An 11,482-nucleotide genomic window follows, 5' to 3' on the forward strand; every position below is an offset into this window, starting at 1 on the left:
CCCGTTGACAGCAATGTAGTGACCTGGAAACGTGTCGTTCACGGAGCTGAAGATAGGCATTATCACGTCGGCGTCGCTGAGCGCCGGACAGGAGCAGACGATGACCTCCGAAGCCTTCTCCCGACCCACACTCGACCGCCGGGGCTTCCTCGGCGCGGCCCTCGCCGCCGGTGTCGTACTCGTCGCGGAGTCGACCCCGATCGCAGCGCACGCCGCGGCCGGCGACGTCACCCTGTCCGCCGGCGGCATCAGCCTGCTGGCCAGTGTGGGCGGCAGGCTCGCCATCCGTGACGCCGGCGGCGTCACCCGGTCGGCCGGGGCGAAATTCCAGGTCAAGGACAGTGTCACCGGCATCCACGTATCCACCGGCGGCACCCCGACGCTGAGCGCGCTCGCGGACGGGACGCCGGCGATCCGCATGGACTACACCTTCGACGCCGCCGCCGGACCGACCGCCGTCACCGGCTGGTTCAGCGTCGGCACCTCCCACGCCGTGCTGGAGTGGCGCGTCACCGGCGCGGACACGCTGGTCCCGGACGGCTTCCTGTTCAGCCGGGCGATCCAGGCACCGGCCGCGCCCGACGACTACGTCCCGATCACCGAATGGGTCCGCGACGCGGGCGGCGGCATCCCCTACGAGGACACCCTTGGCGTCGCCCACACCTCCACCTGGTCAGCCGCGCTGCACGGCCTGTTCCTGCTCGACCGCTCCCGTCAGGCATGGACGAACGCGACCTGGGTGCACGCGCCGGGCGTGGCCGACGCGGCAGGCGGCTGGACCAGCCGGGCCGACTTCTTCTTCTCCGAGACCCGGCCGTCCGCCACCGCCACCATCGGCCGGGGCCGTGAACTCGGCCTCGAACTCACCACGAACCGCGACTTCAACCTGTACGCGTCGGCCGGCGAACAGATGGAACTCACCGCGCTGGTGGCCAACGGCGGCAGCGCGGCCAAAACGGTCGACCTGGCGCTGTGGGTGCGCGACTTCGACGGCGCGCAGCTGGCCGCCACGACCGTGACCGGCAGCGTCGACGCGGTCGGCACCTGGCAGCACACCTTCATCGTGGCCGCGCCGGCCGGCGGGATCGCCCTGGCCGAAGTGGCCGTCAGCTCCGGCGACGACGAGGCGTTCGCCCGCACCAACCTCGCGGTACTGCCCGCGTACGCCTACCAGGCAGGCACGGACAGCATGTTCGGCATCGCCAACTACCCCTGGCTGCAACGGCCGAGCGCCGACGCCCTGCTGGACCTGTGGCAGAAGACCGGCATCAGCCTGGTCCGGATCGCCTACGACGGCGGACCCGGGCTGCCGCCCGCCGACTTCGACGCCCGCGGCATGCGCCACAACATCGAACTCCAGCCGTCCCTGGACGTGACCGACGCCGACGCGGCCACCTGGGCCGCGGACAAACTGGCGGTGGCGGTCGCCGCCGGGGCCGGATACTTCGAGGTCGGCAACGAGCTGAACAGACCGTTCAACACCGGCGACGCCGCGCAGGCATACCTGGACAAGGCACTACGGCCGGTCTTCGACCGGCGGGCGGTCAGCGGCGACACCGTCAAACTGATGAACAACGGACTGGCCGGCATGGACAAGCCATGGGTGGAGAACTTCATCGCGGCCGGTGGCTGGGACCTGATCGACGCCTTCGCCTACCACCCGGGACGTGGCAGCTTCACCCCGGACTACATACCGCCGGGCGACAACTGGACCACCGACGGCGACGGCACCTACTGGAACTTCTACGGCGGACTACGCCAGTTGAAGGAGCTGATGGCCGAGCACGGCGAGAAGGAAATCTGGCTGACCGAGGCGTACGCACCGACCAAGCCCAACAGCTGGTGGCACGACACCTACCGGCATGCCGCGGAGAACGTGCTGCTCACCCTCGCCCTGGCCAAGGCCGAGGGGATCCGGGGGGTGTGCTGGTACCAGTTCCACGACAGCGTGCTCGGTATGCCCCAGGTCGCCGATCCGGACAACGTCGAGTACCACTACGGCCTGATGAACCGCGACCTCAGCCCGAAGCCGTCGCTCCTGGCGTACGCGACCGCGGCCCGCACGCTCGACCAGGCCACCTTCCGGGGCTGGCTGACCTTCACCGACCCCCAGGCGTTCGGCCTGTGGTTCGACACACCCGACGGCCCCGCGGTCGTGCTGTGGAACCGGGCCGACGGCTACCTGCTGAACACCGCGGGCCAGCGCACCGACTGGCACTTCCCCGCCCCCGAGGTGTGGAACGACCCCTGGCCGACCAAGTCCCCGCTCGCGGTCGCCGCCACGACCGCCGTACTGCAGGTGGACGCGATCGGACAGGTCACCCAGATCCCGGTGATCAACGGCAGCGCAACGCTGACGCTCGACGGCGCGCCCCGGATCTACCACGGCCTCGCACCGCACACGGACGACGCGGGTCGCCACACACTGCCGACGCCCGCCTGAGACACACCGACAGGTCCGAGTCGGACATGAAACGACCAAGGAGCAACAACACCGTGCCCGCCACCACCGCCATCACTCCCTGGTGGCGCAACGCCGTCATCTACCAGGTCTACATCCGCGGTGTCGCCGGCGGCGACGCCGACACCGCCGGCATCCGCTCCCGCCTGCCGCACCTCACGTCCCAACCCCCCTGGCTGAGCGGCTATACATGTGAGAACGGGAGTCGTAGACCGGCAACTCTCCGCTGTCAGCCCCACGTGCCACACTGCCGACCATGTCACTTGCTGAGCTCACTCTCCACCAATGGCGGTGCTTCGACCCGCCCACCGCCAGCCGCGCCGCCCAGGAAGCCGCCGATCATGTGGGCGGCCGGGTGACACTCGTCGAGACGATAGAGCACCTCGGTGCCCCGCTGCACCGCGTCCGGATCGAGCGGAACGGGCAGGAATTCGCTCTGATACCCGGAGGCGCGGCGTCCCTGGGCATGGATCTCGACAACTGGCAGCCGACCCCGGAGCAGGCCGCCGACTACGCCGAGAGCCTGGAGCAGGGCTTCGGTTACGGACCCGATCTGCGGGCCCACCTCGCGCAGGTACTCAGCGCTCGCCGGAGCGTTCACCTGGCCACCGTGCTCATGGCAGTGGAGGACGAGAATCTGACTGAGCCTCCTGCTGACATGCCGGCTGTTCTCTCAGGCCGTGGCCTGCGGATGCCGAGCTCCGACGAGTGGGAACACGCCTGTGGCGCCGGGGCGGACACTGTTCCGGTGGGGAAACGACTTCCCCCTCGACCGCCTCCCCTATGGGGACGGCGGCTCGCAGAACCAGCTGAACGCCTTCGGCCTGCACATCGCCTACGACACCTACCGCACGGAGCTGACGAGCGATGTCACTGCGGTCCACGGCGGCGACGGGGGCGAGTCGGTGTGCGGCGGCTACGGCCACTTGCTGGCCTGGCTGCCCCTGGCCACCGCTCACCGCAACCCTTCTATGGTCGAGTTCGTGTACGGACCGGACGGAGAAGACATGCACGAGGACTTGTCCACCCGACCGGTGCTCACGCTCTGATCCCTCGCCTGCATAACCTCGATCTCCGCGTGCGTGTGATCCATTGGGCTCGGTCGGCGAGGTACGGGCCGGGGGCCTCACGGTGTGGGCCCAGCCCATGGAGGCGCTGATGGCCGAGCGCCCGCCCCGGCCGGCCGGTACCGGCGATGGCCGGTACCGGCGCGATCGGGGCGGTTGTGCCTATGCCGGCCACCGTCATCGAGGGGGGCAGGGACCCGTCCTCGATGAGCGGCATCCTGGCCGACACCGACGCCGACGCCGACTACCGTCTGCCGCCGGTCTGACGGCCCGGCCTCACTTCAGGTGCCGGCCGAAGAACCGGTTCCCGTCCTCCACCTCGAACCACGGGGTACCGGTGTGCCCGCCCATATTGGCGTGCAGCGTCTTCTCCTTGGTGCCGAAGGCGTCGAACAGGTCCAGGGCCCGCTGCCTGGGGTTCCCTTCGTCGTCCCACTGCAGCAGGAACAACAGCGGAATGCTGACCTGTCGGGCCTCCTCGCGCTGGGCGCGGGGCACGTAACCCCCGGCGAAGAGACCGGCGGCCGCGATACGCGGCTCGACCACCGCCAGCCGAATGCCGACGGCGGTCCACCCCGAGTACCCGACCGGGCCGCCGATTTCGGGCAGCGCAAGGAGGGCGTCCAGGGTGGTCCGCCATTCCGGGACCGCCTTTTCGACCAGCGGGCCGATGAAGGACTCGAAGATCTCATCGACCGGCTCGCCGGCCTCCATCGCCCGGCGGAGGTCCGCGCGAGCCTGCTCATCGACGGCGGAACGGGGCCGGTCACCGCACCCGGCGGCGTCGATGGTGGCCACCGCGTAGCCGTACGCCGCGGATTGCCGGGCCCTGGCCACCAGCCGGGCTCCCCCCTTGGGCAGACCGTTGTTGTGGGCCATCAGGATCAGCGGGGCTGGTGCGGCGGATTCAGGCGTCCACAGGGTGCCGGGGATCTCGCCGAGGGTGAATTCGCGTTCGAGGACGCCGTTGTCGAGGCGCTGCTCGGAAGTGAATCGCATGGTCGTGCCTTTCGGGAGTGCTCAGAGCGGCGCTCCCGGACGACCTATCGCCCGGCCGTGACCCCGGAGGGGAGCACCCATGTCGATACTGAGTTCACGGGTACCACCTCCTCCTTCTCTTGCACGGCCTCCGGAAAGGTAACAGCGGTCGCGGTGGTCCGCCAACGGGTTTTCGCGGCGACTCGTGAGGTGACTCGGCCCAGGGGATCCCGCGAGCCGCGATGAGTTCCGCGGCGTCCGACGGTCGTACGGTCGAACCCGTTACCGAGGAGGACTTCTGATGCGCAGCGTGACCTATTCGATGAACGTCTCACTTGACGGCTACATCGTCGGGCCGGACGGCGGCTTCTGGATCGACGAGATTCGCGAGGTCGGCGTCCACCTGTTGGGACCACGGCTGTACGAGACGATGCTGTACTGGGAGACCGCCGACCAGGATGCCTCGCTCGACGACTCCAAGCTTGAGTGGACCGCGCTCTGGAAGCCGCTCCCCAAGGTGGTGTTCTCCACCACGCTGTCGGCGCTGCAGGGCAATGCCCGCCTGGCCTCCGGCGGCGTCGCGGAGGAGATCGAGCGGTTGCGGGCCGAGCCCGGGGAGGGCGACATCGCGATCGGCGGCGCGACTCTCGCCGCCGAGGCGGCCGCGTCGGGTCTGATCGACGAGTACCGGGCCGTGGTCTACCCGGTGCTGGTCGGCGGTGGCATTCCGTTCTTTCCCCAACGCGAGCGCCGGGTGGATCTCGAACTCGTCGAGACCCGCACCTTCAACGCGAAAGTCGTCTACCTCCGCTACCGCGTGGCGCGTTAGCCGGCTCGTCCGCCGAGCACTGGGAAGGGCGGGCCATGCCTTACGAGTCCGTGTGCCGCGCGGTGCTCTCCTGGACAACGGAGGACAGTGGTGGGGTTCCGGGTCGGGCGTCCGGAGGGGGCGGGAGCGGTGCCCAGGGTCAGATGTCGAGGAAGCGGACGTCCTTGGCGTTGCGCTGGATGAAGTGGCGGCGGGCTTCGACGTCCTCGCCCATCAGGACGGAGAAGAGGTCGTCGGCGACGGCCGCGTCATCGAGGGTGACCTGGCCCAGGACCCGGTGGCCGGGGTCCATGGTGGTGACGCGCAGTTCCTCGGCGTTCATCTCGCCCAGGCCCTTGAAGCGCTGGATGGAGTCGTCCTTGATCCGGCGGCCGTCCTGCCGGCCCCGTTCCAGAAGCATGTTGCGTTCGCGGTCGGAGTAGGCGTATTCGACGTGGTCACGGCTCCACTTGATCTTGTAGAGCGGGGGGCGGGAGAGGTGGACGTGGCCATCTTCGATCAGTGGCCGCATGAAGCGGAACAGGAAGGTGAGCAGCAGGGTGTTGATGTGCTGGCCGTCGACGTCGGCGTCTGCCATCAGGATGATCTTGTGGTAGCGGAGCCTGGCGATATCGAAGTCCTCGTGCACGCCGGTGCCGAACGCGGAGATGATCGCCCGGATCTCCTGGTTGTGCAGGATTTTGTCGATGCGGGCCTTCTCCACGTTGAGGATCTTGCCGCGGATCGGGAGGATCGCCTGGTACTGCGGGTCGCGGGCGGATTTGGCCGAGCCGCCGGCGGAGTCTCCTTCGACGATGAAGATCTCCGACATCGCCGGGTCCTTCGACTGGCAGTCGGACAACTTGCCCGGCAGTGCCGCCGTTTCCAGCAGGCCCTTGCGGCGGGTCAGGTCGCGCGCCTTGCGGGCCGCGAGCCGGGCCGTGGCCGCCTGGATGGCCTTGCGCACGATGTCCGCGGCCTCGTTCGGGTTGCGGTCGAACCAGTCACCCAGGTGCTCGTGGACGACCTTCTGCACGAAGGTGCGCGCCTCGGTGTTGCCGAGTTTGGTCTTGGTCTGGCCCTCGAACTGCGGCTCGCCGAGCTTGACCGAGATGATCGCGGTCAGTCCCTCGCGGATGTCCTCGCCGGAGAGGTTGGCGTCCTTTTCCCGCAGCAGTTTCCTCTCCCGCGCGTAGCGGTTGACCACGGTGGTCAGTGCCGTGCGGAAGCCCTCCTCGTGGGTGCCGCCTTCATGGGTGTGGATGGCGTTGGCGTAGGAGTACACGCTGTCGGTGTACTGGCCGTTCCACTGCAGGGCCACCTCGGCCGACAACAGCCGTTCCGCGTCCTCGGCGGCCATGGTGATGACCGAGGGATGGACCGGCTCGCCCTTGCGGGCATTGAGGTAGGCGACGAAGTCGGTGATGCCGCCGTCGTAGCGGTAAGAGACCGTCTTCGCCGCCGGGTCCGAGTCGGCCGCGTCGGCCGCGGCCGTCGCGCGCGCGGAGGGCCGTTCGTCGGTGAGGGTCAGGGTGAGCCCGCGGTTGAGGAAGGCCATTTCCCGGAAACGCCTGGCCAGCGTCTCGAAGGAGTATTCGGTGGTCTCGAAGATGCCGCCGTCTGCCCAGAACGTCAGCGAGGTGCCCGTCCGGTGGGTGGCCTCGTGACGGACCAGCGGGGCGGTGGGAGCGCCGTCCCTGTAGTCCTGCGTCCACCGGTAGCCGTCGGTCCGGATCTCCGCCGACAGCCGGGACGACAGCGCGTTGACCACCGACAGGCCCACACCGTGCAGACCGCCGGAGACTGCGTATCCGCCGCCCCCGAACTTCCCGCCCGCGTGCAGCACGGTCAGCACCACCTCGACGGCCGGCCGCTTCTCCACCGGGTGCGTGCCCACCGGGATGCCACGGCCGTTGTCGACCACCCGCACCCCGCCGTCGGCCAGGACCGTCACGTCGATCCGGTCGGCCACCCCCGCGAGTGCCTCGTCCACGGAGTTGTCCACGAGCTCCTGCACCAGGTGGTGCAGCCCTCGCTCTCCGGTGGAGCCGATGTACATCCCTGGCCGCTTGCGCACCGCGTCCAGGCCGTCCAGAACAGTGATCGCGTTGGCGTCATACGACGCCGCCCCGGCATGGCCGGGCTGCTGGGATTCGGGGGTAGCGCCGGCGGTGCGAGTGTCGTAAGTGGTCACAGATGTTCTCTTTCGGGCATGGCGGACCGCGCTCCCATACGGCGCGGGAGCGGGCGGACAGCTGGCGGGGACAGGGCGCGGCAGCCCAAACAGGGTCCGGGGCTCACGGGCCTCGGGACCTTCGACTACCGGGTCGCTGCCCAAGATAGCGGAGACGCCCCCGAGAGATGGGGCGAGAACACCTCCATGCGCCGCCGTGCAACTCCCGCACCACCCAAGCCAATCCCCCCTGACTCGACTCCTTGAAAATGCGGCAGAGGGTCACCCAGGGGCCTTTTTGACGCCTTGCCGCATAGAGCCCCAGGCACTATTTCCGGCGTGACCTTCCGCCGTCACCAGTCGCGCTGCGTAAGGTCGTCGGCTCCGGCTTCCCGCCGAACCCTGCCCCGGTGGAGGGTGCTGCTGAACGCGCCATCGGGCGTTTACGGTTGCCGCTGGCCGATGACGTTGACGAGCCAGGGGTTCAGTGGGGCTCAGTGCCAGGGGCGCGCATTGGCCAAACGGCCGCCGATCACGGCGGGATAGGGGCGGGAGCCCCTGCCTGGGTGGGTGTGGCAGGCCCTTCCTGCGCCTCGTCCGCGAGCCTAGCGTCGAGTCATGAACGATGAGCGATTGATCGCGGATCTGCACAGCAGATGGGTGTACGGCTGGGAGCGCGACGAGGGGGACGCGCCATTCGACTTCCGGCGCGCCTTCGGAGAGTTCTACGACTTCGGCTCTGCGGACCTCCGCCTCTACGACGATTTCGACCCCGGGCAGCGTGTCGCGACGACAGCCGCCGGTTACGGCTCGATCTGGGAGCCCCACTTCGACCGGATGATTTCCGCTCACCATGCCGTGGACGACGGCCCGCATGTCATCGCGAGCCATGATCTGGCCGCGTCGACCCTGGTGTTCGTCGCGCGGATCACCACGCCTGACGGTGTCACGGACATCCGTACCACCACCTCGCTGCTCTGGCGTCGAAGGCCGGAGGGGTGGCGGATCGTCCGCGAACACAACTCGACCCGGGTTCTGCCCGCAGGGGATCTGGACGGAAGGCTGCCGGTGTACGAGGCCGACTGACTTCATACACCGGCTCGGTCCTGGGAGGGCCGCGCTCGGCCTGTACCGGTTCCCTCACCGCGCATCTGGCAGACCCTCGCACCTCGCCGGTGGCGACCGCCCGAGCCCGGTGTCGTACCGCGGTGTCTTCCGCCCCCGGCCCGCCGTTCCCGGTTCCTCAGCCGAGCTGGGTGGGAACGACCGTCAACTCGGCGATGTTGACCCGGGCCGGGGCCGCCACCGAGTACGTGATCGCGTCGGCCACGTCTTCGGCGGTGATGGTCGTGATCGCCGACCGTATCTCGTCCAGCCCCACCCGAGTGGCCTCGTGTGCCATGGAGGCGCCGAGTTCGGTGACGGCGAACGCCGGGTCGACGGAGCGCACCCGTACGCCGCGAGGCCCGAGCGAGGCGCGCAGGTTGCGGGTCAGCTGGGTGACCGCGGCCTTGGTCGCACCGTAGACCGGATAGTCAGCGAAGATCACCTCGGCCGCGATCGAACCGAGGTTCACCAGGTCGGCGGCCTGTCCGGCGTCCGCCGCGGCGAGAAGGTCGGCGACGAAGACCCGGCCGGTCGCCAGCAGTCCTCGAAGATTCACGTCGATCATCTGGTCCCACTCGTCGGTGTCCGCCTCGTCGAACGGCGCTCCGAGCATCACCCCGGCATTGGCGACGACCAGGTCGGGTCGGCCCAGAGCAGCGCGGATCGTCGCCGCGGCGGTTGCCAACGCGGCGGGGTCGGTGACATCGACACCGAGGGGCAGGACATCGGCGGAGCCCTCCTCGCGCAGAGCCGCGGCGAGATCGTCCAGCAGCGAGGACCGTCGGCCGAGCAAAGCGACCGCCGCTCCGGCCGAGGCGAAGCGGCGTGCGGTCGCGGCGCCGATCCCGGCACTTGCCCCGGTGACCACCGCGACCCGGCCGGCGAGCGGCCCCGCGGACACACCGGGAGCGGGCACGGAGAGGTTTTCTGCAAGGTTGTTGGTCATGAGGCCGAGCATGTGCGCCGCACCGGAGGCCAGCCAGGCCCGGTCTCACCCGGGGTGCGCCACTCCCAGGCAACCGATCGCGTGCGCGTCTAACGTAGAGGGATGGACACTCGCAATCCGCTGGGCGAATTCCTGCGCGCCCGGCGAGAGATGACCAGCCCGGCCCTGGCCGGGCTGGTCTGGTCGGGCCATCGCAGGACACCGGGCCTGCGACGGGAGGAAGTGGCCCAGTTGTCCGGAGTCAGCACCGACTACTACCGTCGGCTGGAACAGGGACGTGAAAGGAACCCGTCCGCGCAGGTGGTGAACGCCCTGGCCCGCGCCCTCGACCTGAACACCGAGGAAACAGCGCACCTGCACCGGCTGGCAGGAGCGACAGGTGAACCAGTCCGGCGCGGCGGCGGTGTATCCGTCGGACCGAGTCTGCTGCGCCTGATGGACGGCTGGCTCGACACCCCCGCACTGATCCTCGACCGCCGCCTGGACGTCCTGGCCGGTAACCGTCTCGGATACGCTCTCTTCGCCGGGATGCTGCAACAGGGAGAGACCAATCTGGTCCGGTTCATCTTCCTGGACCCGGGCGCCCGGGACTTCTACCCCGACTGGGAACGGGTCGCCAGGTCCGGGCTCGCGGCTCTGCGCGCGGACAGCGGTGACCTGATGAACGATCCCCGGCTCACCGAGCTGATCGATGAACTGTCCTTGAAGAGCCGGGAGTTCCGCATCCTGTGGGCCCGGCACGACGTACGGGGCAAGGCCCACGAGGCCAAGCGCTTCCACCACCCTCAGGTCGGCGAACTGACGCTGACCTACGACTCGTTCACCGTCGACAACGCGAGTCACCAGCAACTCGTCGTGTACCAGGCCGAACCCGGCAGCGCTTCCCGGCAAGCCCTCGCACTACTCGGCGCGGTGGAAACCGGCCTGCCCACCCTGCCCGCCCTGTCCACCCGGTGACGTCCAGGACGGTCGCCCGCCGGCCGAGCGGGACGTGCGCCAGTCGGGGCAGCACACTGGTGGGTCTGGCCGGTCAGGTGCGGTCGTGGAGAGTGACCTGGTAGCCGTCGGGGTCGGCGAAGGTGAATGTCCGGCCGAAGGGGCCGTCGATCGGTGCGGAGACGATGGTGTGACCGTCGGCGACGAGAGCGTCGTGAATGGCCTGGACGTCTGTGGCGTGGAGCCAGATCGCGGCACCGATGCCGGGCTGAGCAACGGATGCGAGATCGGTGCCGGGAATGACGTCGCGGAGCGCGAACGCGATCGGCTTCGTCTCGAAGACGACGGCGTGCGGAGGTCCGGCCTGCGAGCGGACGAGGCCGAGGTACTGCTCGTAGAACGCCTGCGAAGCGTCGAGGTCGCGCGCCTGGAGCGAGATGAAGTCGGGGCCGGTTGCGGGCATGATGATGCTCCTTCTTTTCGTGTCAGGTTTCTGACACAGGCAATCTATGTCAGACTTCTGACATGAATCAAGACGGTGTCGACCTGGAGACGTCACTGGGCTACCTCCTGAAAGAGGCGTCGAGCGTCCTCCGCTCGGCCATGGAGGAGGTGCTGCGGCCACTCGGGATGAGCGTGACGCACTACTCCTGCCTTGAGCTGCTGGCTCAGCGGCCGGGCCTGTCGAACTCCGAGCTGGCGCGGGGCGCCTTCGTGACACGGCAGTCGATGAACGTGCTGCTCCAGGCACTGGAACGGGACGGCTACGTAATCCGGCCCGCGGAGGCACCCGTCGGGAAGGTCCTTCCCACACGGCTCACGCCTCGCGGCCGACGGAGCCTGGAGAAGGCGACCGTAGCGGTCCGGTCCGTCGAGGTCAGAATGCTGGCCGGCATGACCGAGACCGAGCAGGCCGGCGCGTTCCGGATCCTGCAGAGCATGATCCATTCCCTGCGCGACGGCAACGACGGTCCATAGCTCGCCCCCCGGGGCGCGTCGCGCCGCC

The 11,482-nt window shown here is 69.0% G+C and carries 9 protein-coding genes and 1 pseudogene; 6 read left to right on the forward strand and 4 right to left on the reverse strand.

Annotation, left to right across the window (positions count from 1 at the left end; translation table 11 throughout):
• Nucleotides 1-100: 100 nt before the first annotated feature.
• Nucleotides 101-2,443, forward strand: coding sequence for a hypothetical protein (locus tag ACFRKB_RS27215; protein WP_383109101.1), 2,343 nt, complete (start codon nt 101-103; stop codon nt 2,441-2,443).
• Nucleotides 2,444-2,717: 274 nt separating this feature from the next.
• Nucleotides 2,718-3,510, forward strand: a pseudogene (locus ACFRKB_RS27220) (hypothetical protein).
• Nucleotides 3,511-3,804: 294 nt separating this feature from the next.
• Here ACFRKB_RS27220 and ACFRKB_RS27225 read toward each other — a convergent pair.
• The gene (locus ACFRKB_RS27225) at nt 3,805-4,527 is read right to left on the reverse strand and encodes a dienelactone hydrolase family protein (protein ID WP_383109103.1); all 723 of its coding nucleotides are present in this window, start codon (nt 4,525-4,527) and stop codon (nt 3,805-3,807) included.
• 280 nt (nt 4,528-4,807) lie between these two features.
• Between ACFRKB_RS27225 and ACFRKB_RS27230 the strand changes: the two genes are divergently transcribed.
• On the forward strand, nt 4,808-5,335 hold the full coding sequence (locus ACFRKB_RS27230) for a dihydrofolate reductase family protein (RefSeq protein WP_383109104.1): 528 nt from the start codon (nt 4,808-4,810) through the stop codon (nt 5,333-5,335).
• Between the two features lie 139 nt (nt 5,336-5,474).
• Here ACFRKB_RS27230 and gyrB read toward each other — a convergent pair whose 3' ends face one another.
• Nucleotides 5,475-7,508, reverse strand: a complete 2,034-nt coding sequence (gyrB, locus tag ACFRKB_RS27235; protein WP_383109105.1) for a DNA topoisomerase (ATP-hydrolyzing) subunit B — start codon at nt 7,506-7,508, stop codon at nt 5,475-5,477.
• 597 nt (nt 7,509-8,105) lie between these two features.
• On the opposite strand from gyrB, the gene ACFRKB_RS27240 reads away from it, so the two are divergent.
• Entirely contained in the window at nt 8,106-8,573 is a 468-nt protein-coding gene (locus ACFRKB_RS27240) for a nuclear transport factor 2 family protein (RefSeq protein ID WP_383109106.1), read from the forward strand.
• 157 nt (nt 8,574-8,730) lie between these two features.
• Here the strand turns inward: ACFRKB_RS27240 and ACFRKB_RS27245 are convergent, their stop codons facing one another.
• Nucleotides 8,731-9,540 (reverse strand): SDR family oxidoreductase, encoded by an 810-nt coding sequence (locus ACFRKB_RS27245; RefSeq protein WP_383109107.1) that lies wholly within the window; start codon nt 9,538-9,540, stop codon nt 8,731-8,733.
• Between the two features lie 102 nt (nt 9,541-9,642).
• On the opposite strand from ACFRKB_RS27245, the gene ACFRKB_RS27250 reads away from it, so the two are divergent.
• Entirely contained in the window at nt 9,643-10,497 is an 855-nt protein-coding gene (locus tag ACFRKB_RS27250) for a helix-turn-helix transcriptional regulator (protein WP_383109108.1), read from the forward strand.
• 73 nt (nt 10,498-10,570) lie between these two features.
• Here ACFRKB_RS27250 and ACFRKB_RS27255 read toward each other — a convergent pair whose 3' ends face one another.
• Complete coding sequence (locus tag ACFRKB_RS27255) at nt 10,571-10,939, reverse strand: VOC family protein (RefSeq protein WP_383109110.1); 369 nt, start codon at nt 10,937-10,939, stop codon at nt 10,571-10,573.
• A gap of 62 nt (nt 10,940-11,001) precedes the next feature.
• On the opposite strand from ACFRKB_RS27255, the gene ACFRKB_RS27260 reads away from it, so the two are divergent.
• Nucleotides 11,002-11,454: a MarR family winged helix-turn-helix transcriptional regulator gene (locus ACFRKB_RS27260; protein WP_383109111.1), complete on the forward strand. Its 453-nt coding sequence runs from the start codon at nt 11,002-11,004 to the stop codon at nt 11,452-11,454.
• The last annotated feature ends 28 nt before the right edge of the window (nt 11,455-11,482 follow it).

It is taken from the genome of Streptomyces scopuliridis (genome assembly GCF_042790125.1).
GTDB classification, from domain to species: domain Bacteria; phylum Actinomycetota; class Actinomycetes; order Streptomycetales; family Streptomycetaceae; genus Streptomyces; species Streptomyces scopuliridis_A.